Annotated in this window: 22 protein-coding genes; 9 read left to right on the top strand and 13 right to left on the bottom strand. The window is 70.0% G+C overall.

The genetic code is table 11. From position 1 onward, the window contains the following. Positions 1-65: 65 nt before the first annotated feature. The 3 genes from ACFMRZ_RS31230 to ACFMRZ_RS31220 all read right to left on the bottom strand — a co-directional run bounded on the left by ACFMRZ_RS31230 (position 66) and on the right by ACFMRZ_RS31220 (position 3,176). Positions 66-1,511: a VWA domain-containing protein gene (locus tag ACFMRZ_RS31230; protein ID WP_400183015.1), complete on the bottom strand. Its 1,446-nt coding sequence runs from the start codon at positions 1,509-1,511 to the stop codon at positions 66-68. A gap of 29 nt (positions 1,512-1,540) precedes the next feature. Next, a complete protein-coding gene (locus tag ACFMRZ_RS31225) occupies positions 1,541-2,416 on the bottom strand; it encodes a MoxR family ATPase (RefSeq protein ID WP_280273175.1) in 876 nt (291 codons plus the stop codon). 238 nt (positions 2,417-2,654) lie between these two features. Beyond that, a complete protein-coding gene (locus ACFMRZ_RS31220) occupies positions 2,655-3,176 on the bottom strand; it encodes a hypothetical protein (RefSeq protein WP_400181833.1) in 522 nt (173 codons plus the stop codon). A 318-nt stretch (positions 3,177-3,494) separates the two neighbouring features. Between ACFMRZ_RS31220 and ACFMRZ_RS31215 the strand changes: the two genes are divergently transcribed. Further along, the gene (locus tag ACFMRZ_RS31215) at positions 3,495-3,638 is read left to right on the top strand and encodes a hypothetical protein (RefSeq protein ID WP_400181832.1); all 144 of its coding nucleotides are present in this window, start codon (positions 3,495-3,497) and stop codon (positions 3,636-3,638) included. 398 nt (positions 3,639-4,036) lie between these two features. Here the strand turns inward: ACFMRZ_RS31215 and ACFMRZ_RS31210 are convergent, their stop codons facing one another. After that, positions 4,037-5,305, bottom strand: a complete 1,269-nt coding sequence (locus tag ACFMRZ_RS31210; protein ID WP_400181831.1) for a glutamate-5-semialdehyde dehydrogenase — start codon at positions 5,303-5,305, stop codon at positions 4,037-4,039. A gap of 23 nt (positions 5,306-5,328) precedes the next feature. Here ACFMRZ_RS31210 and ACFMRZ_RS31205 point away from each other — a divergent pair, with 23 nt between their 5' ends. Beyond that, positions 5,329-6,195, top strand: coding sequence for a ribokinase (locus ACFMRZ_RS31205; RefSeq protein WP_400181829.1), 867 nt, complete (start codon positions 5,329-5,331; stop codon positions 6,193-6,195). Here ACFMRZ_RS31205 and ACFMRZ_RS31200 read toward each other — a convergent pair. Together ACFMRZ_RS31200 and ACFMRZ_RS31195 are read right to left on the bottom strand one after the other, a co-directional pair. Continuing rightward, positions 6,183-6,986: an NAD(P)H-binding protein gene (locus ACFMRZ_RS31200; RefSeq protein WP_400181828.1), complete on the bottom strand. Its 804-nt coding sequence runs from the start codon at positions 6,984-6,986 to the stop codon at positions 6,183-6,185. The genes ACFMRZ_RS31205 and ACFMRZ_RS31200 overlap by 13 nt on opposite strands. A 54-nt stretch (positions 6,987-7,040) precedes the next feature. After that, positions 7,041-7,940, bottom strand: coding sequence for a helix-turn-helix transcriptional regulator (locus ACFMRZ_RS31195; protein ID WP_400181827.1), 900 nt, complete (start codon positions 7,938-7,940; stop codon positions 7,041-7,043). A 74-nt stretch (positions 7,941-8,014) separates the two neighbouring features. On the opposite strand from ACFMRZ_RS31195, the gene ACFMRZ_RS31190 reads away from it, so the two are divergent. Next, the gene (locus tag ACFMRZ_RS31190; RefSeq protein ID WP_280368214.1) at positions 8,015-8,692 is read left to right on the top strand and encodes a class I SAM-dependent methyltransferase; all 678 of its coding nucleotides are present in this window, start codon (positions 8,015-8,017) and stop codon (positions 8,690-8,692) included. A gap of 9 nt (positions 8,693-8,701) precedes the next feature. Here ACFMRZ_RS31190 and ACFMRZ_RS31185 read toward each other — a convergent pair whose 3' ends face one another. After that, positions 8,702-9,262 carry a TetR/AcrR family transcriptional regulator gene (locus ACFMRZ_RS31185; RefSeq protein WP_280273183.1) on the bottom strand — a complete coding sequence of 187 codons (561 nt, stop codon included), beginning with the start codon at positions 9,260-9,262 and terminating at the stop codon, positions 8,702-8,704. A gap of 112 nt (positions 9,263-9,374) precedes the next feature. Between ACFMRZ_RS31185 and ACFMRZ_RS31180 the strand changes: the two genes are divergently transcribed. Continuing rightward, positions 9,375-11,240: a nitroreductase family deazaflavin-dependent oxidoreductase gene (locus ACFMRZ_RS31180; protein WP_400181826.1), complete on the top strand. Its 1,866-nt coding sequence runs from the start codon at positions 9,375-9,377 to the stop codon at positions 11,238-11,240. 103 nt (positions 11,241-11,343) lie between these two features. Beyond that, on the top strand, positions 11,344-12,165 hold the full coding sequence (locus tag ACFMRZ_RS31175) for an IclR family transcriptional regulator (protein WP_342228446.1): 822 nt from the start codon (positions 11,344-11,346) through the stop codon (positions 12,163-12,165). 175 nt (positions 12,166-12,340) lie between these two features. Here the strand turns inward: ACFMRZ_RS31175 and ACFMRZ_RS31170 are convergent, their stop codons facing one another. From ACFMRZ_RS31170 to ACFMRZ_RS31160, 3 genes are read right to left on the bottom strand one after another with little or no spacing between them, the layout of a single operon-like run. Continuing rightward, positions 12,341-13,009 carry a class I SAM-dependent methyltransferase gene (locus tag ACFMRZ_RS31170; protein ID WP_400181824.1) on the bottom strand — a complete coding sequence of 223 codons (669 nt, stop codon included), beginning with the start codon at positions 13,007-13,009 and terminating at the stop codon, positions 12,341-12,343. A gap of 51 nt (positions 13,010-13,060) precedes the next feature. Then, positions 13,061-13,468, bottom strand: coding sequence for an MmcQ/YjbR family DNA-binding protein (locus tag ACFMRZ_RS31165; protein WP_400181823.1), 408 nt, complete (start codon positions 13,466-13,468; stop codon positions 13,061-13,063). 10 nt (positions 13,469-13,478) lie between these two features. Continuing rightward, positions 13,479-14,390 (bottom strand): LLM class F420-dependent oxidoreductase, encoded by a 912-nt coding sequence (locus ACFMRZ_RS31160; protein WP_280273187.1) that lies wholly within the window; start codon positions 14,388-14,390, stop codon positions 13,479-13,481. 246 nt (positions 14,391-14,636) lie between these two features. On the opposite strand from ACFMRZ_RS31160, the gene ACFMRZ_RS31155 reads away from it, so the two are divergent. After that, positions 14,637-15,713 carry a glycoside hydrolase family 172 protein gene (locus tag ACFMRZ_RS31155; RefSeq protein ID WP_400181822.1) on the top strand — a complete coding sequence of 359 codons (1,077 nt, stop codon included), beginning with the start codon at positions 14,637-14,639 and terminating at the stop codon, positions 15,711-15,713. Between the two features lie 131 nt (positions 15,714-15,844). Further along, entirely contained in the window at positions 15,845-17,245 is a 1,401-nt protein-coding gene (gene xylB / locus ACFMRZ_RS31150) for a xylulokinase (protein ID WP_400183014.1), read from the top strand. A gap of 82 nt (positions 17,246-17,327) precedes the next feature. On the opposite strand, the gene ACFMRZ_RS31145 is transcribed toward xylB, so the two are convergent. After that, the gene (locus ACFMRZ_RS31145; RefSeq protein WP_400181821.1) at positions 17,328-18,161 is read right to left on the bottom strand and encodes a DUF559 domain-containing protein; all 834 of its coding nucleotides are present in this window, start codon (positions 18,159-18,161) and stop codon (positions 17,328-17,330) included. A gap of 215 nt (positions 18,162-18,376) precedes the next feature. Here ACFMRZ_RS31145 and ACFMRZ_RS31140 point away from each other — a divergent pair, with 215 nt between their 5' ends. Further along, positions 18,377-19,099 carry a nucleotidyltransferase domain-containing protein gene (locus ACFMRZ_RS31140; protein ID WP_400181820.1) on the top strand — a complete coding sequence of 241 codons (723 nt, stop codon included), beginning with the start codon at positions 18,377-18,379 and terminating at the stop codon, positions 19,097-19,099. Positions 19,100-19,166: 67 nt separating this feature from the next. Here the strand turns inward: ACFMRZ_RS31140 and ACFMRZ_RS31135 are convergent, their stop codons facing one another. Both ACFMRZ_RS31135 and ACFMRZ_RS31130 read right to left on the bottom strand, forming a co-directional pair. Further along, positions 19,167-19,616 (bottom strand): thioredoxin family protein, encoded by a 450-nt coding sequence (locus ACFMRZ_RS31135; RefSeq protein WP_400181818.1) that lies wholly within the window; start codon positions 19,614-19,616, stop codon positions 19,167-19,169. Between the two features lie 82 nt (positions 19,617-19,698). Beyond that, entirely contained in the window at positions 19,699-20,490 is a 792-nt protein-coding gene (locus ACFMRZ_RS31130) for a glycosyl hydrolase family 32 (protein ID WP_400181817.1), read from the bottom strand. Positions 20,491-20,618: 128 nt separating this feature from the next. On the opposite strand from ACFMRZ_RS31130, the gene ACFMRZ_RS31125 reads away from it, so the two are divergent. Then, positions 20,619-20,807, top strand: a complete 189-nt coding sequence (locus tag ACFMRZ_RS31125; protein ID WP_280273192.1) for a hypothetical protein — start codon at positions 20,619-20,621, stop codon at positions 20,805-20,807. The last annotated feature ends 5 nt before the right edge of the window (positions 20,808-20,812 follow it).

Below are 20,812 nucleotides of genomic sequence, written 5' to 3'. Positions count from 1 at the left end.
GCGTGCATGGTCGCCCGCCGCACTTGCGGGCGGCTTAACGACTTCTAATGTCCCGCGCGGGAGTGCTATACCGGCAGCAGGCGGCTCACCACGGAGGTGAGTTGGCGGGCCGAGCGGCACTCGTGCATCTCGATCACCTCGGCGTACCGCTTGGCGGCGGAATCGCCTGTGCCCCACATCTTTTCCGACTCCGGATTGAGCCAGTAGGCGTGCTTGGCGACCCGCACCAATTCTTCCAGCGTGCCCAGCGCCGGGTCGCGGTAGTTGGTGCGGGCGTCACCCAGGATCAGCAGCGAGGTGCGGCTGGTGACGGCGTCCGGGAAGTTCTCGGCGAAACCCTCGAGGGCGGTCCCGTAGTCCGAGTGGCCCTCGATGCCGACCACCCGCGCCTCGGTGAAGATCCGCCGCGTTATCTGATCCAGCGGAGTGACCTGGTCGAACAGGTCGGTGACCTCGTCCACCCGGTCGACGAACGCGAAGATCCGCACCCGGGAGAACTGTTCGCGCAGCGCGTTCACCAGCAGCATCGTGAAACTGGAGAATCCGGCCACCGAACCCGAGATATCGCACAGCAGTACGAGATCCGGCCGTCCGGGACGCGGTTTGCGGGCGGCCAGCTTGATCGGGACGCCACCGGTCGACATGGATTTGCGCAGTGTCTTCCGCAGATCGATCTCGCCGCGCCGGGATCTGCGGCGGCGCGCCGCCAGCCGCGAGGCCAGCACCCGCGCCAGCCGCTCGCTGCCGCGGCGCAGTTCGGACAGTTCGTTCTCCGAGATGCGCAGGAAATCGGCGTCCTCGGCCTGGCGCTGTACGCCGTAGGTGGCGACGCGTTCGCGGCCGATGCGCTCGGCGACGCGGCGGCGGGTTTCGGATTCGACGGTGCCGCGGAAGTCCTTGATGCGCTGCCGCGCGGTGCGGCGCGCGACCTCGTTGTCGAAGTCGGAGTTGTCCATTCCCGCGGCGAGTCCGGCGAGGATCTTGCTCACCAGCAGTTCCGGTTGCAGATCCTTGAGGGTCTGATACGCCGAGAACGACGGTCCGTTGGCGGAGCGGTATTGGCCCATCTGCTCGACCATCTGCGCCGCGAGATCCTGCAGCTGCCGCGCCCGTTCGCCCGTGGGATCGGCAACGAGCAACTCCGCCAGCATCTTTCGCAGTTCGATGATGTCGACCTCGCCGTCGGGCTTACGCGGGATCTCCACCTCCTGCGCACCCGTGCGCTCGCCGAGCGCGGCGGGGAACCATAGGTCGAACATGCCGTCGAAGGTGGGCCGCTGCGCGGCGCGGCGCACCAGCGCGCAGGCCAGGCCCTCGCGGAGCATCTCCCGGTCCATCAGGTCGACCACCGTGAGTACCTGTCCGGCGTCGACGGTTTCCGACGGGCCCACCGGAATTCCGCGCCCGCGCAGCGCCTCCACGAAGCCGACCAGGTGCCCCGATAGTCCGTGCGGCGCAAGGGGTTCCGGTTCCGTCGCGGACGGTTTGCCTCGCAGCGCCGCCGAGACCAGCGAGCGGGTGGCGCGCGTGCCGGACACGGTCAGGCCAGCTTCAGCTCGGCCAGCGCGCGCTGGTGGTCGCTGCGGTGTTTGAGCACCACGCCCAGAGTGGCGCGGACGGTCTTGTCGTCGAGGTCCTTCAGGCCGAGGGCCAGCAGCGTCCGGCCCCAGTCGATCGACTCCGCCACCGACGGCAGCTTCTTCAGCTGCATGCCGCGCAGCACGTGCACCACCCGCACCAGCTGTGCCGACACCGCGGGCGCCAGCTCCGGCACCCGGCTGGCCAGGATGCGCCGCTCCAGTTCCTCGTCGGGGAAGTCGATGTGCAGGTAGAGGCAGCGGCGCTTCAACGCCTCGGACAGTTCGCGGGTGGCGTTGGAGGTGAGCACCGTGAACGGGCGCCGCACCGCCGTGATGGTGCCGAGTTCGGGGACGGTGACGGCGAAGTCGCTGAGCACCTCGAGCATCAGGCCCTCGATCTCGACGTCGGCCTTGTCGGCCTCGTCGATCAGCAGCACCGTCGGGTCGGTGCGGCGGATCGCGGTGAGCAGCGGGCGCGAGAGCAGGAATTCGTCGCTGAAGACGTCGGCCTTGGTGTCCTCCCAGCCGTTCTCGCTGGATGCCTGGATGCGGAGGATCTGCTTGGCGTGATTCCACTCGTACAGCGCCCGCGCCTCATCGATGCCCTCGTAGCATTGCAGGCGCACCAGTTCGGCGCCCGCGACCTGGGACACCGCCCGTGCCAGCTCGGTCTTGCCGACGCCGGCCGGACCCTCGATCAGCAGCGGCTTGCCGAGCCGGTCGGCGAGGAACACCGAGGTGGCGGTCGCCTTGTCGGACAGGTAGCCGGTCTTCGCCAGCCGCTCGATCACATCGTCCACCGACGTGAAGATCGGCTCGTGCACTGCGGTCTGCACTGGTCCTCCTCCGGAGCGGCCCGCCACTCCCGTACGGCCCGCCGGCCCGCAGGCCGCGAGCACACCGGTATGCACCGTATAGATATCCTTGTTCGACGGTACACATCCGACGTGCCCCGCAGATACCGGGTGTTACGAATCGCACGCGCGGACCGGTTGCCGGGCACGACCGAATGCCGCGGCAGCCGCCGACGGGAGAATTCTCCGTTGCCGAAGCGCTGCCACTATCGGCCCGCGGTCAGAGCGGGCGGACGCTGCCGAGGATCTGCTGGGCGACGGACGGGGTGAGTTCGCCGGTGGTGCCGGTGTCGGCGACGATGCCCAGAACCAGGGTCGATCCGCTCGGTGCGGTGAAGGCGAAGGTGTGGACGGCGTACGTGGTAGTGGTACAGCCGGGGCGGGAGGGACGCCATGTGCCGGTGACCTGAACTGCCTTGCCGTTCATGCCCTTAGCGGTAAGCGCCGTCGGCGGGGTGGCGCTGGCGTCGGTGGAATTGCTGTAGCCCGATTTGGCCGCGCTCAGCCCCATGGTGCGAGCGGCCTCGGCGAGATCGGCTGTCGGAGAGGGAGATATGAACGTGACCGTGCGATAGGCCGAACCGGGGCAATAGTTCTCGCCATCCGAAGCCGTTGCCGTGCCCGCGATCCGGTACGTGGTCGTTGCGGCGACGGTCCAGGTGTCGGGGACGTCGTAGGCGACCCTGTAGTTCAGCGCGGCGACCGTCCGGTATCCGGGCACGACGGGTGCCGGTGCCTTCACCCCACTTGTCCGCGGCGCGCTCGACCGAGTACTGCTCGCCGGACTCGCCTCATTCGACGATGAACCACGGTTCACCGCGAACACCACCGCCCCCACGATCGCCAACACCACAACCACACCAGCAGCCAGCAACCCGATCAGCAGCCCCTTGTTCCCACCGCCGGGCGGCGGCGGATAACCACCTTGGTAGGGATACTGCGCCTGTCCCGAGTACGGCGGTTGACCTGAAAACGGTGACTGGCCCGGATGCTGCGCCTGTTCTGAATACTGCGGCTGACCTGGAAACTGTGGCTGACCCGAATACTGCGGCTGGCCCAGATGCTGCGCCTGACCAGGAAACTGCGGCTGACCCGAATACTGCGGCTGGCCCGGATGCTGCGCCTGACCAGGAAACTGCGGCTGACCCGAAGACTGTGGCTGGTCTGGATGCTCCGGCTGGCCTGGATGCGGCGCCTGACCTGAATACTGCGCCTGGCCCGAGTGCTGCGGCTGCCCGTACCCGCCCACCCCGAATGGCGTCTGCCCCTGGTAGTTCGCCTGTCCCCCAGGGTATTCCGCCGAATACCCGGGCGGAGAAGGCTCGCCCGACGCTCCGTACAGCACCGTCTCCGGCGCCCCAGGCTGCCCTTGACCGCCGTACAACACCGTCTCCGGCGCCCCCTCAGGCTGGTCCTCCCCCGGCGTATTGGGCTGGGCGAGACCGTGATTGCCGGATTGTGCTTGCTCGGCGGGGTGGGCCGGGTCTTGTTCGCCGGGAGGGGTCTTCTCCGGGTGAGGCGCCGCGTTCCACCACTGATCGTCTGTCATCGTGTTCTCTCTGTTCGTTCGCCGCGTGTGCGGGCGGCGAACCATCACCCGGGTCAGGCGGGGCGGATTTGCCCGTCGCCCCAGACGATCCACTTCGTGGAGGTGAGTTCGGGCAGGCCCATGGGGCCGCGGGCGTGCAGCTTCTGGGTGGAGATGCCGATTTCGGCGCCGAAGCCGAACTGCTCGCCGTCGGTGAACGCGGTGGAGGCGTTGACCATGACGGCGGCCGCGTCGACCCGGTTGCCGAACTCACGGGCGGCGGCCAGGTCGCCGGTGACGATGGCCTCGGTGTGCCCAGTGCCCCAGGTGTTGATGTGTTCGACGGCCGCGTCCAGGTCGGCGACCACCCGGAGCGCGATGTCCAGGCTCAGGTACTCCTCGCCCCAGTCGGTGTCGTTCGCCGGGATCAGGCCGGGCAGGTCGCCGTGCACGGTGACGCCGTGCCGTTCCAGCGCCTCGATCAGCCGGGGCACCGCGATGGTGGCGATGGCGTCGTCGATCAGCACGGTCTCGGCCGCGTTGCAGACGCTGGGGCGGCGGGTCTTGGCGTTGAGCAGGATCGCCTCGGCCATGTCCAGATCGGCGGCGGCGTGCACGTAGACGTGGCAGTTGCCGGTGCCGGTCTCGATGGTCGGTACCTGCGCGTCGCGGACCACGGCGTTGATCAGGCCGGCCCCGCCGCGCGGGATGACCACGTCGACCAGGCCGCGTGCCTGGATCAGATGAGTGACGCTGGAGCGGTCGTCGCTGGGCAGCAGCTGCACCGCGTCCTCGGGAAGTTCTTGCGCCACAAGGGCTTCCCGCAGCACCTCGACGAGCGCGGCATTGGAGCGAGCGGCGGAGGAGGAGCCGCGCAGCAGCGCCGCGTTCCCCGACTTCAACGCCAGCCCGAACGCGTCGACGGTGACGTTGGGCCGCGCCTCGTACACCATCCCGACCACGCCCAGCGGCACCCGCACCTGCCGGATCTCCAGCCCGTTCGGCAGCGTCGAACCCCGCACCACCACGCCCACCGGGTCCGGTAGGCCCGCGACCTGGCGCAGCCCCGCGGCGATCCCGTCGACCCGGGCCGCGGTCAGGCGCAGCCGGTCGAGCAGCGACTCCTCGGTGCCGGCGGACCGGGCGATCTCGAGGTCCTCGGCGTTGGCGTCGAGCACGCGATCCGCGGCGGCCAGTAGCGCGTCGGCGGCGGCGTGCAGCGCGGTGTTCTTCTGTTCGGTGGTGAGCTGGGCGAGCGTTCGCGACGCCACCCGGGCGCGGCGCGCCGCGTCGTGCACCACCGTGCGGACGGTGTCCTGATCGGTGGCAGTGGGAGCAGTCATGGGTATCAGCCTACTGTGCGGATATGGCGCGAATCGCGGTGGTGGGCAGCATCAACATGGATCTGGTGACGACGACCGGGCGGCGGCCGGAGCCCGGTGAGACGCTGCTGGGCCGGGGCTTCGAGATGGTGCCCGGCGGCAAGGGGTCGAATCAGGCGATCGCCGCGCGGCGGGCGGGGGCGGAGGTCGAGTTCGTGGGGGCGGTCGGCGCCGACCTGTTCGCGCCGGTGCTGCGCCAGGTGCTCGACGACGCCGGTGTGGGGACGCGGCAGCTGCGCTCGGCGCCGGGGCCCAGCGGCGTCGCCTCGATCGTGGTGGACGAAACGGGCGAGAACACCATCATCGTCGTCGAGGGCGCGAACGCGGCACTGACCGAACTCGGCCCGGCCGATCTGGCGGCCGTCGCCGCGGCGGACATCCTGCTGTGCCAGTTGGAGATTCCCGTGCCGACCGTACTCGCCGCCGCCCGGCACGCCCGCGTTGCGGGAACGACGGTGCTACTCAATCCCTCACCCGCGCAAGATCTTCCCGCCGAACTCTGGTCCGCCGTGGATATCGCCGTGGTGAACGCGGGCGAGGCCGAACGACTGGCCGCGCCGCTCGACAGCGTGGCGCACGTCGTCGTCACACGCGGCGCGGCGGGTGCGGAGTACCGCGGACCCGAAGGCGAGGTGACTCATCCGGGCGTCCGGGTCGAGGTGGTCGACACCACCGGCGCGGGAGACACGTTCACGGGCGCGCTCGCCGCGCACTGGCACGAGGGCCCGGCCGCCGCCCTCGCCTGGGCCTGCACCGCCGGCGCCCTGGCCACGACGAAACTCGGTGCCAGCGCGGCGATTCCGAGTCGTGCCGAGGTCGAGTCGGCGCTGCCCCGGGCTCAGCGGAACTGATCGGCGTGGGCGGCGGCCCATTCGGCGAAGGTGGTGGCGGGGCGGCCGGTGAGGTCGGCGATGGCGGTCGTCGCCTGTTGCGGGTGCTCCACCATCGCGGCGAGGCCGTCGACGTACCACTCGGCGAATTCGCCCATCGCCGGGTGCAGCCGGTCGATCGTCTCCTGCCGGGACTCGGTCTCGAACGACAGGTCCCGTCCCAGCGCCGCGCCCAGTTGCCGGACTCGCTCCGCCCTGGTGAGGGTTTCGGGGCCGGTCAGCGGGTAGGCGATGCCGTCGTGACCGTCCTGGGTCAGGATCGTCGCGGCGACGCGGGCGATATCGTCCATCGCGATCGGCGCGTTCGCCGACTCGGGATACGGCTCGCGCACCGTGCCGGTGGTGCGCACCTGCTCCGCCCACATCGTCGTGTTCTCCATGAATTCGCCCGCGTACAGGTGCGTCCACGGCACGCCCGACTTCTCGACCGCGCGGGCGATCGGCTGCCAGTCGGTGGTCTCGTCGCCGGACAGGTCGACGATCCGGCCGACACCGGCCTGCCGCGCCAGCTCCACCACCTCGGTGACGGTTTCCAACACGGGCGCCAGATACATCCGCTGCACACCCTCGAGTGCCGCGGACAGCGTCGACACCCGACGCAGATACCCCCGCACGACCTCCACGCCCTCGGGTAGCTCGGCGCGTTCGGGGTGATTGGACAGGGCGCGAATGTCGTCCGCCCCCAGCGCAATCAGATGATCGACCACTTTCCGACCGATGTTCCCGGTGGCTCCGGTGACCAGAATCTTCATGGGAGACAGGCTAGTTGCCCACCCCTGGCCCGGGCACGTCGGATTTCGGTCCCGTCACGACAGGTTCTCGGCCGCGGCGCGCCACCGGCGGGGCGGAGCGCCGTGCGTGCGATGGAACAGCCGGGTGAAATATCCGGGGTCGGCGACGCCGACCCGGCGGGCGACCTCGGCGACCGGCAGTTCGGTCTCGGCCAGCAGCCGCCGCGCCTCGGCCATCCGCCGGTCGACGATCCAGTCCTGCACGGTGCGGCCGGTGCGGCGGCGCACCACGGTGGTCAGGTGTCCGGGCGTCATGCCGACCGCGCGCGCCACGTCGCGCAGCGACAGCGGTCCGCCGTGCCGCCGCTCGATCACGTCGAATACCTCGGCCAGCAGGGGCTCGCCGCTGCGCCGCAGGTCGCCCACGACGTCGGCGGCGAGCCGGGCGAGATCGATGAGCAGCAGGGTCAGGTGTGCCGAGGCGGCCTGCCGATATCCTTCGTGCCGGTCGGCGAGTTCGTTCTCGATCGCCGCGATCGCGCCGTCCCACAGTGGGCGGCGAGCCGGGGGCACCTCGAGCCGCAGCAGCCCACCGGACCGGCCGTGCAGGAACGGGAACAGCAGCGGATGCGACCGCCAGGCCGGCCACGACGCCCGGCCGTCATCCAGCACGGACGGGTCGAAGAACACCCCGACCCCGCTGCCGACGGTCCGGGCCGCGGCGATATCGACCACCTGACCGGCCCCGATCACGTACACGACGGCGTTGTCGGCATAGAACAGCACCGGGAAGTCGTGGATGTGCGGGCGCACTTCACGCCGCACGCCCGGTGCGCTGCCGTCGCGCAACAGCATGGTGTGGCCGTCGACCGCGCCGAAACGCAGCAGCGACACGGGCGGGACGGCGTTGTCGGTCCGGTAGTCGTACACGGGCACACCACGCCGGTGGCCCACCATTCTGGTCGACTCGCGCACGCCACCGAAGATAGTCCCATTTTCGCCGAGTATCACCCAACTACCCGCGGCCACATGTGTTCACCATGGATCACATGACCGAACATCGTCCACATTCCGTCACCACCGCCATGGGTAACCGGCACGACTACCTGCCCGCCGCCGGCCGCGACGCCTTCCTGCCCGCCTACGATCTGCTGACCCGCCTGCTAGGCGCGCCCCGGCTGCACGAGCGACTGGTCGACCAGGCCGACCTGAGCGACGACCATCGCATTCTCGAAATAGGCTGCGGGACCGGAAATCTCACGTTGCGGGCGAAGCGCGCCCGCCCCGCCGCCGAGGTGATCGGAACCGATCCCGATCCTCGCGCTCTGGCCCGCGCCGAGCGAAAGGCACAGGGGCAACGGGGCATTCGCTTCGAACGCGCCTACGCTCAGGAACTCCCGTACGGCGACGGCGAATTCGACCGGGTGCTGTCCTCGCTGATGTTGCACCACCTCGACACCGACATCAAGCAGGCGTTGGCCGCCGAGGCACTGCGGGTGCTGCGTCCCGGCGGGCGGCTGCATGTGGTCGACGTCGGCGGCCCGATGACGCCCGCCGACGGGCTCGCGGCCCGGCTGATGCTGCGCGAGGAGCACATCGCCGGGAATCTCGGCGACGGGATCCCGCGGCTGCTGCGCGACGCGGGTTTCGACTGCACCGTGGTGGATTCGCGGCGGCACCGCCATCTGGGCCGGGTCACCTACTACCGAGCGGTCCGGCCGGACTGAGACTTCCGGCTATCGGGTGTATCCGGCGACAAGATCCGACAGCTGGGCGCCCACCCGTTCCAGCGGCTCGGCGGAGCGAGTGGCCAGCGACATCACCACGGCGCCCTCGATCGCGGCGACGATGGTGGTGGCCAGCGACAGCGCGCGCTCGGGATCCACCCGCTCCGCGCGCAGGCGCTCTGCGAGGATCTGCTCCCAGTCGGCGAATGTCGCGCCGGCCGCGTCCGCCGCCGCCGGCGCCTCGGTACGACCCAGCGCCGCCGCCACGATCGGGCAGCCGGCGGTGAAATCGCTCGACACCATCGTGTCGCGCCAGAGCGACGGGAACGCCGCCACCGCCGCGGCCAGGTCCGCTCCGGCGGTGAGCTTGCGGATCAGCACGCTCGCCGCCTGCCCGGCCGATCTGGTGGCGGCGGCGACCAGCTCCGCCTTGCCCTCGGGGAAATTCAGGTAGACCGATCGCCGCGAGATGCCGCTGTGCTGCAGCAATTGCGCGATGCCGGTGCCCGCGACCCCGTTGCGGCGCATCAGATCGACGGTGCTGTCGATCAGCCGATCCCGAGCGCCCATGGTCCGATTCCTCTCCGTCCGCCCTGCGCGACCAGCCTACCTTGCCCTAGACCGATCGGTGTACTACCGTGCTGCTAAACCGATCGGTCTACCGCGACGGAGGAGCATTCCGATGGCGACCCTGCACGACCCACTGCCCCTCCCCTGCGGGCAGACGCTGCCCAACCGGATCGTGAAGGCGGCACTGAGCGAAGGGCTCGGCGATGCCGGACTGGGCCCCGACGAGCGCTTGCACCGCCTGTACACCCGCTGGGGCGCAGGCGGTTTCGGCTTGATCGTGACCGGCAACGTGATGATCGACCGCACGCAACTCGGGGAGCCGGGCAATGTCGTCATCGAGGACGAACGGCATCTGGACGAGCTGACCCGATGGGCGAAGGCGGCCGAGGACGGGGGTACACCGGTTTGGATGCAGCTGAATCATCCGGGGCGGCAGGCGAATCCGCTGGCCACCCGCAACCGGCCGGTGGCGCCCTCGGCCGTCGCGCCGGGTATTCCGGGCCTGCCCGTGCCGCGGGCGCTGACCGACACCGAAATCACCGACCTGATAACGCGTTTCGCTACCGCGGCCCGGGTCGCGGAGGCGGCCGGATTCGACGGCGTGCAGATCCACGGCGCGCACGGCTACCTGGTGTCGCAGTTCCTGTCGCCGCTGGCGAACCGACGCACCGACGAATGGGGCGGTGACGCGGAGCGACGCAGGCGGTTCGTGCTCGAGGTGGCCCGGGCGATCCGCACGGCAGTACGGCCCGGGTTCGCGGTGGGCATCAAGCTCAACTCCGCCGACTTCCAGCGCGGTGGTTTCACCGAGGAGGAGTCGCGGGCGGTGGTCGAGGCGCTGGCCGCCGAAGGACTGGACCTGATCGAAATCAGCGGCGGCAGTTATGAATCGCCCGCGATGATGGGCCGGGCGCGCGGTACGTCGGCGAGCACGCGGGCGCGCGAGGCCTACTTCCTGGAGTACGCCGAGACCGTGCGGCGCTCGGCAGGCGCGGTGCCGCTGGCGGTGACCGGCGGCTTCCGCTCGCGGGCGGCCATGTCGGCCGCGGTCGGCAGCGGCGCCTGCGACGCCGTCGGCCTGGGCCGTCCCGCGGCCGTATTCCCCAGCGCCGCAGCCGATCTCCTCAGCGGTGACGCCGCCGCGCTCCACCCCCCGGTGATCTCCCTGGGACTACGCGGCCGATGGGCCGGCGACAGCATGAAAACCGTCGACGGCGCGCTGGACCTGCAATGGCACACCGACCAACTCCATCGCCTCGGCGCCGGATCCGACCCGGACCTGTCTCGCTCACCCTGGCAAACCGCCCTGACGATGGTGCGGCGCAACGGAATCGACGCGTTCCGGCCGCGGCGCGGCGGCTCGGGGCGCGGCGGAAAAGGCGACCGAGGCCACGAACACGATGGTTTCGGGCACAGCGACCTGCGTCACGACAGACCCCGTCGCAGCAGGCTCTGGCGCAGCGCGATGGGACGCAATGAGGCCGAGCGCGGCGGGAGCGGGCGCGGCGAGGGGGCCCGCGCGGGTCGTCCGGAGGCGCTCGCGCGCAAGTTCCGTATCGAGCGGAGCGTGGGGCGTTACGTTGTCAATCCGGCCTTTCGGGCGCTGGATCGGCTGGGGGTGCGGTCGGCCTTCGCCACCGAGTTGGAGACCATCGGGCGTAAGTCCGGGCAGGCGCGGCGGGTACCGGTGTCGGTGCTGTTCGACGACGAGGGGGCTTGGATCATCTGCCAGCACGGCATGCGGTCGGGGTGGGGCAACAATGTGCGCGCGAATCCGCGGGTGCGGCTGCGGCGCGGAGACCGGTGGTACGCCGGGACGGCGGAACTGCGGCCCGACGACGACGTGGTCGCCCGCGCTCGCGCATTCGCTCCGCATCCGCTGCTCGCCCCGCTCACCGCGGCCGGCTTCGCCGCGTTGCAGACCACGCCGGTCTCGGTGCGAGTCATGTTCACCGGCAACGATTCCGCCGCGAGCTGATACATACGAGACGGGTCCGCGCTGTGACCGGAAACACAAACTGTGAAATTCCACATGCCGCGGTGGTGTACTTCTAGACTCCACGTGAACAACGGAGGAACCCATGACCGTCACCGTGCCGCCCGCGGAACGCTCCACTCCCGCCCAGCGCCACGCGACGGACAACCGCAACGCGCTCCCCGTCTCGATGATCGAGCGGATGACCCTGATCCTCGACGCGTTCGACGTCACCACGCCCACCTTGACGCTGCTGGAACTCGTCGAACGCACCGGCCTGCCGCGCTCGACCGTGCACCGCATCCTGGATCAGATGATCCGTCTGCGCTGGCTGGCGCACACGACCGGCGGCTACCGCCTGGGAATGCGCACGCTGGAGCTGGGCGGGCTGACCGCCGATCACAACGAGATCCGCGACGCGGTGGGCCCGCTGCTGCACGAGCTGTCCCAGCGCACCGGGATGGTCGGCCATCTGGCGGTGCTGGACGGCCGTGACGTGGTCTATCTGGACAAGGCCGGCGGCCGGTTCGCCACCGCTCTGCCCACCCGGCTGGGCGGCCGGATGCCCGCGCACGCCACGGCGCTGGGCAAGGCCGCGCTGGCGGCGCTGGAACCCGGCATCACCGAGGCGGCGCTGCGTGCCCGGCTGCCCCGCCTCACCCCGCGCACCGTGTCCGAGCCCGACGCCCTGCGCCGGGAGCTGGCGCAGATCCGGCTGCGCCAGGGCGTGGCGGTCGATCGCGAGGAGGCGGTCGCCGGAATCGCCTGCGTCGCAGCGCCGTTGCGAGCGCGCGGCACGGCACCGGCGGCACTCTCGCTGTCCGGCCGGGCCGACGCCATGAGCTTCGACCGTTTGGCGCGAGTCGTGCTGGAGGTCGCGCACGAAGCCGGACGCGCCCTCTCCCCGCACCACCAACGCTGGCACTGAGCCCTCCCCGCACCCTCACGGAATATTCTCAGCTCCCACAGACAACGCAGTCTCGAACTGCGCCTGCGGACGGCACCCGCCAGCTTGCCCGTAGCAGCCGCACGGTGCGGTCTGGAACCGTCCTGTGGACGGGTCCGTTGCCCGCCCTGTGGCGGCCGCAGGATGCAGCGTGGAATCAGAGGCGGCGGATGCGGGCCAGCCAGGCGGCGGTGTCGATGATGCCGTCGGCGGCGGGGTTCAGGTCGAGGTTCTCGACCTCCGCGGCGACCAGTCCGGTGACGCGGCCACGGTAGCTGCTGGGCTGGAGGTCCTCCAATTCCCAACCCGCGCCGAAGGATTCGCGGATCACCGTGTCGCTGATGCGCGGGCCGATGCCGGGTTCGGCGGTCGACAGCGCCAGCACGTGCACGTATCCGCCCGGCTTGGCGAGCGTGTGCAGGGCGCGCACGTAGTCGGCACGGGTCTCGGGTTCCGTGCCGAATATGTGGAACAGCGCGCTGTCGACGATGGTGTCGAACACCCCGAGTTCCGCGGCGGCCGCGGGCTCGCGACCCAGCCGCACCGCGTCGGCGACCTGGAATCGTGCTGCGGCAACCCCCTTTTCGGCCGCGTTGCGACGAGCGTAGGCGACGGCGCTGGGCGCCAGGTCGACGCCCAGCACGTCGTAGCCGAGCCGGGTGAGCATGATGGTGTGCTCCCCCGCGCCGGTGCCGGGGTCGAGCACGCGCCCGCTGATTCGGCCCTCGCGTTCGAGCGCCACGATCGCCGGCTGCGGCTCGCCGATGACCCACGGCGCGGTGTCGTTGTCGTAAACGGTGTTCCAGAACTCTGCGGTCTGCGTCATGCCCTCACTGTGCATCCTCAACCACGCTCGAGGTCAACACCGGCTCCGCGGTCATTCGTGTTCCGCCAGCCAGCGTTTCGCCCGCGTCGGCGAGGCGCGGCACAGCCAGGCGTCCTGGACGACCTCGGTCAGTTCGTCCACGCGGAGTTCACCGATCCGGCTGCCCCGCAACAACACCGACAGATGACCGTCGAAATGCGGTGTGCTGAAGAACGGCGAGGCCGGATCCTGCACCAACGCCAGTTTGTCCGACTCCGAGGGCACCCAGAACACGATCACATCCGCGAAGCGCTCGCCCGTGGCGGGGTCGAACGCGTCGGGTCGCGGGGTCCGGAAGAAGATGAACGACTTGCGTCCGACCTGGTAGATCGCGTTGCCCTGCGGGCCGTACTCGACCGTCACGTGCGGCATCGCCTGTGCCAGCTCGTGCACATCGTCCACCCGGGCGCGCCGTGCCATCGTCGTTACCTCAATCGGCAAGTCCGGCAAGGAGTTTGCGGGTGCGGGCGGCCGCGTCACCACCGGCGAACACCACGCCGTAGAACTCGGTGGCGCCCGCCTCGGAGACCTCTCGGAGCCGCGCCGCCACATGCTCCTCGGAACCGATGATCGCGAGGTCCTCCGGGCCCGCCGCGCCTTCCCGATCCATCATCGCGCGATACGACGGCAGCGAGCCGTAGGCGCCGAACACCTCCGCCGCCGACTGCCGCGCCCCGTCGACATCGTCGGTGACGAGCACCGGCAGGGCACAGACCACGCGCGGCGCCGGGCGACCGGCCTCGGTCGCGGCGGCGGTGATGGTCGGCGCGATGTGGTCGCGAATAGTGGCCGGGCCGGTCATCCACAGCACGGTCCCGTCGGCGCGGCGGCCCGCCAGCTTCAACATCTGCGTGCCCATCGCCGCGACCAGGACCGGCACCCGGCCCTCGTTCGGGACGCTCAGGGCGAGATTGGCACTGAGGGTCTCGCCCTGATAGGAGACCGTTTCGCCCTCGAGCAGCGGCAGCAGAATGGACAGATATTCCTTCATGTGCCGGGCGGGCCGCTCGAACCCGTAGCCGAACATGTTCTCGATGACGACCTGATGCGAGAGGCCGATACCGAGCGTGAGCCGCCCGGGGCCGGCCGCCAGCGCCGCGGTGCGGGCCTGCTGGGCCATGGCGGCCGGATGCCGCGGATAGGTGGGCACGACGGCGGTCCCCAGCTCGATGCCCGGCACCTGGCTCCCCGCCACCGCGAGCGCGGTCAGCGCGTCGATGCCGAAGATGTGCGACAGCCACGCCGAATCGAACCCCTCCTCGGCCGCCTGTGCCAGGTCGTCGGTGATCCGGCGCAGCGCGTCGGGTCCGGTCGGTTCGTTGAGCAAGATGCCGATCCGCACGGTGGGGCCTCCTCGGTCGATGTATCGAACACGTCGATGAATCGAACACACAACGTCCGTCAGTTCATCCACCCTATGCCCCGCCCAAGCCGCTCCATCACCCTGTCGACGCGTTCCCGCGAACCCACACCCGCCTCGACGCGCAGCCCGGCGTACCTGCCATGCGGACGAACTTCTCGACGCGCCGCGCGACATACCCGTGCCGCATGTATTCCTCGGGCGGGTTCGGGTTTGTGGTGGCGAATCGTGACCGCGCGGGGTGGGTGGCATGTCAAAATCCCGATGGTGCACGAACTATGGCGGCTGGACCAGGGACGTACCCGCTCGATCAGTCCGGAGAACCCTACGGGGGCGCCGGGGGCGGGGGGACGCGCGGCGACCGGGACGGGTGTGGCCGCGGCCGGTGAGCTGGGGGTCGGGTGGAAGGTGTCGCCCTCGATCGACCTCGCGCCCGGCGAGACGGCCACGCTCGCCGACGTCGCGGGGCCCGGCGTCATCCGGCATTTCTGGCTGACCACCGATCGCACCGCCCTGAGCCGGCTGCGGCTGCGCATGTACTGGGACGACGAGGCCGAGCCCGCCGTGGACGTGCCGCTGGGCGCGTTCTTCTGCAATGCGTGGGACGAATTGGCGCTGGTGAATTCGGAAATGGTGGTGGTCGCGGCCGCGGGCGGGCTGAACAGCTTCTGGCCCATGCCGTTTCGCGCGCACGCCCGGGTCACCCTGCACAACGGCGGCGCGGAGCCGGTGCCGGTGTACTACCAGCTGACCTATCTGGAGCAGGAGGTACCGCGCTCGGCGGGCTACCTGCACGCGCGGTGGCGGCGGTGCAATCCCCTCGGCAGTCCGGCCGTGCACACCGTGCTGGACGACGTGCCCGGGCCGGGCCGCTACGTCGGCACCTATCTGGCGATCGCGCCGAACGCGCCCGGCTGGTGGGGCGAGGGCGAGGTGAAGTTCTATCTCGACGGCGACACCGAATTCCCGACCATCTGCGGCACCGGCACCGAGGACTACTTCGGCGGCGCCTGGAATTTCGACCTCGGCGACACTTACCGGACCTACTCGACCCCGTATCTCGGTTTCGTGCAGGCCCTGCCCGACGACCGGATCTATCAGCCCGAACAGCAATTCGGCATGTACCGCTGGCACGTGCGCGACCCGATCTGCTTCGACCGGAGCCTGCGCGTCACCGTCCAGGCGCTCGGATGGCGCGACGACGGCTGCTACCTGCCGCTCGATCGCGCCGATATCGCGACCACCGCACTCTGGTATCAGCATCGATCGGTCACCGGCCGTCGGCGTTCGGCGATATCGCGGTGATTCGGCGAATACCGGCATAGTGCAAGGTGAGCGTATGGGCGCAGCGTGATGGCCGAGGATGAGCCGGTGGCGCGGGTCGACATCGTCCCGCCGGCGATCCGGGCAGCGGTGCGCCGTGGAAGGAAGTGAAGCTGATGTTGGTAGCCGGGGTCGACAGTTCGACGCAGTCGTGCAAAGTCGTGGTGTGCGCGGCGGACAGCGGAAAGATTTTGCGGCACAGCAAGGTTCCGCATCCGGACGGCACCGAGGTCCCCGCCGAGGCGTGGTGGCGGGCGCTGCGGTCGGCGCGCGAGGGGCTGCTGGACGGGGTGTCGGCGATCGCGGTCGCGGGCCAGCAGCACGGCCTGGTCGCGCTGGATGCCGCCGGTGCTCCGGTGCGACCGGCGCTGCTGTGGAACGACACGCGCTCCGCGCAGGCCGCGACGGACCTGGTCACCGAATTCGGCGGGCCGCAGGCCTGGGCCGACGCGGTCGGCATCGTGCCGCTCGCCGCGCATACCGTCGCCAAATTGCGCTGGCTGGCCGATCACGAACCGGCGCACGCCGATCGGGTCGCGCGGGTACTGCTGCCACACGACTACCTCACCTGGCGACTGCGCGGCGGCACCCCCGACCTCGAACCGACCACCGATCGCGGTGACGCCTCCGGCACCGGCTACTGGTCGCCGAGTACCGGCGAGTATCGGAAAGACCTTGTCGCCCTGGCCTTCCGGGATCGCCTACCGGAACTGCCCCGGGTGCTCGGTCCCGCCGAACCGGCGGGCCACACGTCCGACGGCCTGCTGCTGGCGGCGGGCACCGGCGACAATGCCGCCGCCGCACTGGGTCTCGGCATCGGCGCGGGCGACGTGGTGGTGTCGCTGGGTACCAGCGGGACGGTCTTCACCCGCGCCGAACATCCCAGCGCCGATGCCGACGGGGCGATCAACGGCTTCGCCGACGCCGCCGGGGCCTATCTTCCGCTGGTGTGCACGCTGAACGCCGCGCGGGTGCTCGACCGGACGGCCGCCCTCGCCGGTGTCGGCCTGCGCGAGCTGGAACGCCTTGCCCGCCAGTCGGTCCCGGGCGCGGCGGGCCTCACGCTGCTGCCCTACCTGGCCGGGGAACGCACCCCCAACCTCCCGGACGCCACCGGCACCCTGCACGGGCTCACCGTGTCGAACATGACCCCGGAACACCTGGCCCGCGCGGGCATCGAAGGCATGCTGTGCAACCTCGCCGACGCGCTGGACCGCCTCCGGGCCGACGGCATCCGCCCCCGCCGAGTGCTGCTCATCGGCGGCGCGGCAGCCAACCGCCTGGTCGCCGAGATCGCCGCCCAGATCTTCGAACTCACCGTCGCCGTCCCGGAACCCCAGGAATACGTCGCCCTCGGCGCGGCCCGCCAAGCCGCCTGGGCCCTCGCCGCCACCCCCGAACCACCGTCGTGGGCCGCACCTCCCGCCCAGGAATTCCCAGCCCCTACCGACGGCCCAGGTCAGGAGATCCGCGCCCGGTACGAACGCACCCGCCGCCTGCTCCACGGAAGTTAGCCGCCCGGCCTGCACGGACACAATCCGCCCGCACACGGCAATCCTCGCCACTTCGCGCCGATCCGTGTCCGCCCAGGCCGGATCACGATTTCCGGCGACGATTCCTGATGACCGCCACGACCTCGTCGACGCAGTGATCCATATCGTTGAACACGTCGGCGGCGGCATATCGCAACACGAGCCAGCGGTGCAACAGCAGCCAGTTCTGGCGTCGGCGGTCGCGCCGGAAGACGTCGTGGTCGGAGTGGAACTCCCGGCCGTCGATCTCGACGATCGTCCGGGATCGTGTGTGGACGAAATCGCACACGTACGGTCCCACGGGATGGTTCGGCGCCAACTTGATTCGCGTGCGAGCCATCGCGCGGGCGAACAGCCGCTCCGGTTCCGATGCCGCCTTGCAGGCGGCCTCCCGCAATTGCCGACGTAGGACAGGTGAGCCGTGCGCGCCGCAGCGTCCCAGTTCGAGCACCTCCTCGGGCGGCACGAGGCCGCCCAGGCATTTGTCCACCAATTGGCCCGCGGCAAGTTCGGGTAGTACCGCAACACAGTCGAGCAGGGTCACCGCGCGGCTGGTGATCGGGAGTCCCCACGCCTCGTCACTCGCCGCCGGGGGTAGGTCACGCCGGTACAGCCGCAACCAGTCCGGTGTCGCCCGATGCGCGTGCCGCGGGATCGTCGCCTCGACGACGTCCGGTTCGTCGGCCATTTGTCGCAACCAGGCGGCGGTGCGATGGCTCAGCGTGGCGGTGGGCATCCACGCCACCACGGCGGCACAGCGCGCCAGTGTGGTGAGCCGGTCCACGCAGTAGACGCGGGGCAGCACCCGGGTGTAAACGCCGCGGCGACATCGGTCATCGATGGTCGACGCGGCGACGCCCGCTGCGAGTAGCTGTTCGCGAGTTCGAATGCCGTACATGGGATCGAGGCTCCCCCAACCCTTTCGGCCGTCCACGAAGCCGACCTGGGGAAACGGAGACTCTGGGGATGGTCCTCCGAACTGGGGATAACTGCGCTCCGGCCTGCACGGACACAATCCGTGCCGACGTGGCGATATCTACCGTCCGGCGTCGATCTGCGACCGCTCAGGCCGGAGCCCTTCCCCGCCGCTGGGTCCGGTGCCACCATGGCGGCATGAAACCGGACGACTTCGAACTCGCGGAACAGCTGGTGCGGGAACGGTTTCCGGAGGCGCGGGCGGCATGGCTGGGCGGCAGCACGGCGGACGGAACCGCCACCACCACATCGGATTTGGATATCACCGTACTGCTCGCGGGGCCGCCCGCACCGTACCGAGAGTCGTTGGTGCATCGGGGGAAGCCGGTGGAGTTGTTCGTGCAGACCGAGGCGTCGATGGCGTATTTTCGCCGAGTCGAGGGCGAGCGGCGGAGGCCCGGGACGTTGCGGCTGGTCGGGCGGTCGGTGGTGCTGGTCGATCGAGACGGCAGCGGTGCGCGGTTACGCGAGGAGTCGTTGCGGAAGCTGGCGGCGGGGCCGAAGGCGTTGAGCGAGACGGAATTACGGTCCGCCCGCTACGGCCTCACCGATCTGCTGGACGACCTGTCCGGCGCGACCGATCAGGACGAACGGCTGCTGATCGGGACCACGCTGTGGATCCAGACCGCCGACCTGATCCTGACCGGCCACCGGCATTGGAGTGCGGGCGGCAAGCGATTGCAGCGCGAACTGGTTGCGTTCGATCAGGCCAACGGCACCGACTACGCCCGATCACTGGCCGACGCCGTACGTGCGGTCGCGGCCGGCAACCCGGCGCCCATGGCTACCACCGTCACAGCCGTCCTGGACTCGTTCGGCGGACGCTTGTTCGACGGCTACCGACTGGACGGGCCGAGCTGAACCGCAGCCGACATCTTGCCCGGCTTGCGAAACGAGAGCAGCGACCCAAGCCCCGGGCCGAAGTCGATCAATGAGCTTTCAGTCCCGGCCAGCCGTACCGGGCCGGTCCTGCCGCCAGACCCGCAACCCGTGGCGGCGCAACCGGACTCGGCGCCTCCGGCTGCTGCGCACCGCGTTCGCGGCGCACCTGCTCCATATCCATCCACTGGATGGACTGAACGGCATCCTCCAGCTCGGCGGAGGTCTGGAAGCCGAGCTTTGTGTAGACCAGCAATCCCTCCCGGAAACCCATCAGCGTGGGCAGGCTGGTGATCTGCGCGGCCGCGGTGAGCGCCTGTTCGGCCTCGGTGTCGACGGTCCCGTGCAGGATGTCCGGATGCTGATTCGACGATTCCTCGTAGATCGGCGCGAACCGGGAACACCAGCCGCACCACCCTGCCCAGAAGTCCACCAGCACGATGCCGCCGCGTGAGATGGTCCGGTCGAAGTTCTGCTGCGTCAACGCGTGCGTGGGCATGCGGTCCTCCCGGTGACGCTCGGTTCCGCCGATATCGGTCCGGATTCTTCCACGGACCCCGCACGTCTGTCGCGGCCTGCCGTCAGTCTCTGAACCGCAGCCGCGCGATGTGCACGCCGCCCTGTCCCCACCCGGCGCGGGTGATCCACAACGTCCCGCCGTCGTCGACGATCTCCGCCGCGTGCGCCGCGATATGACCGACCTTGTCCGCGGCCCGGAAGTGCAGCGGGTCGTCGCTGCGAAAGACGTCGGTGCCGACGTAGCGGGGCCGCGGGCCGATGAACAAATACCAGGAACCCTTGTGGCACAGCACGAACGGCGACTCGGTGGGTCCGGCGCCGGTCCCGGTACTGGGGTCCGTGTAAGCGATGGCGCGGTCGCTCCAATGCACCAGATCGGTGCTGGTCCGGTACGCGACCACATGGTGTCCGCCGCCCGGCTCGCTGGTCGCGCAGTAGTACATGACCCAGCGGTCCCCGAGCCGCAACACCATCGGATCACGGGCGTCGTAGCCGTCGCGGAACAGCGGACCGCCCGGGTGACGAGTCCAGCGCCGCAGATCGGTGGACGTGGCGAGATTCATCGCCGTGGCGGTGCGGTCGGTCCCGCCGCCGTCGTAGTACATGAAATACCGGTCGTCGGCGCGGATCACGTACGGCGCCCACAGGTGGGTCTCCCCGTAATCCGGATCGGCGGTCAGCACGGGCGGCCGTTTCGTCCAGGGCCCGGCCAGCCGATCGGCGGTCGCGTGCGCGAAAGCGACCTCCCGCCACGGGTCGGCCGGTTCGGTACCCGTGATGCCGAACAGATGCCAACCGTCCGAGCCCCGCACCACCGTGTGATCGTTGATGTACCACGGCCGCGTCTCCCCCACGCTCGGGTCGTAGACACGACGAAACCGGCCCGCACTCACCTGCACCCGTACACGGTGCCGTCCTCGTCGCCTCCGTACGCGCAGACACGCCGTCGAATCGTGCGACCCGGATCGGGTAGCCCCTCACCATGGGACCTCGCCTGGGCAAACACCCGAAGCGAACACCGTTCTACGGGACGCTGATGATGCTCACGGCCATGATCACCGGCCTGTGGGTGCAGGACATTCCGTGGCTCCCCCTCCGCGTCGTCACCTACGCCGCCCTGTTCTGCCTCGCCGCGGCCGGCTTCCTCATGACCTTCCGCGACTATTCGTAACGGGC

Source organism: Nocardia sp. N2S4-5 (genome assembly GCF_044628355.1).
Lineage (GTDB): Bacteria > Actinomycetota > Actinomycetes > Mycobacteriales > Mycobacteriaceae > Nocardia > Nocardia wallacei_B.
This window is presented reverse-complemented; position numbering and strand designations above follow the sequence as displayed.

Bases quoted from the DNA above. Each gene is read 5' to 3' on its own strand.
- ACFMRZ_RS31215 (WP_400181832.1), top strand. From the start codon at position 3,495: ATGCTGCGCCTGACCAGGAAACTGCGGCTGACCCGAATACTGCGGCTG.
- ACFMRZ_RS31210 (WP_400181831.1), bottom strand. From the start codon at position 5,305: ATGACTGCTCCCACTGCCACCGATCAGGACACCGTCCGCACGGTGGTG.
- ACFMRZ_RS31205 (WP_400181829.1), top strand. From the start codon at position 5,329: ATGGCGCGAATCGCGGTGGTGGGCAGCATCAACATGGATCTGGTGACG.
- ACFMRZ_RS31200 (WP_400181828.1), bottom strand. From the start codon at position 6,986: ATGAAGATTCTGGTCACCGGAGCCACCGGGAACATCGGTCGGAAAGTG.
- ACFMRZ_RS31190 (WP_280368214.1), top strand. From the start codon at position 8,015: ATGACCGAACATCGTCCACATTCCGTCACCACCGCCATGGGTAACCGG.
- ACFMRZ_RS31185 (WP_280273183.1), bottom strand. From the start codon at position 9,262: ATGGGCGCTCGGGATCGGCTGATCGACAGCACCGTCGATCTGATGCGC.
- ACFMRZ_RS31180 (WP_400181826.1), top strand. From the start codon at position 9,375: ATGGCGACCCTGCACGACCCACTGCCCCTCCCCTGCGGGCAGACGCTG.
- ACFMRZ_RS31175 (WP_342228446.1), top strand. From the start codon at position 11,344: ATGACCGTCACCGTGCCGCCCGCGGAACGCTCCACTCCCGCCCAGCGC.
- ACFMRZ_RS31170 (WP_400181824.1), bottom strand. From the start codon at position 13,009: ATGACGCAGACCGCAGAGTTCTGGAACACCGTTTACGACAACGACACC.
- ACFMRZ_RS31165 (WP_400181823.1), bottom strand. From the start codon at position 13,468: ATGGCACGGCGCGCCCGGGTGGACGATGTGCACGAGCTGGCACAGGCG.
- ACFMRZ_RS31145 (WP_400181821.1), bottom strand. From the start codon at position 18,161: ATGTACGGCATTCGAACTCGCGAACAGCTACTCGCAGCGGGCGTCGCC.
- ACFMRZ_RS31140 (WP_400181820.1), top strand. From the start codon at position 18,377: ATGAAACCGGACGACTTCGAACTCGCGGAACAGCTGGTGCGGGAACGG.
- ACFMRZ_RS31135 (WP_400181818.1), bottom strand. From the start codon at position 19,616: ATGCCCACGCACGCGTTGACGCAGCAGAACTTCGACCGGACCATCTCA.
- ACFMRZ_RS31125 (WP_280273192.1), top strand. From the start codon at position 20,619: ATGGGACCTCGCCTGGGCAAACACCCGAAGCGAACACCGTTCTACGGG.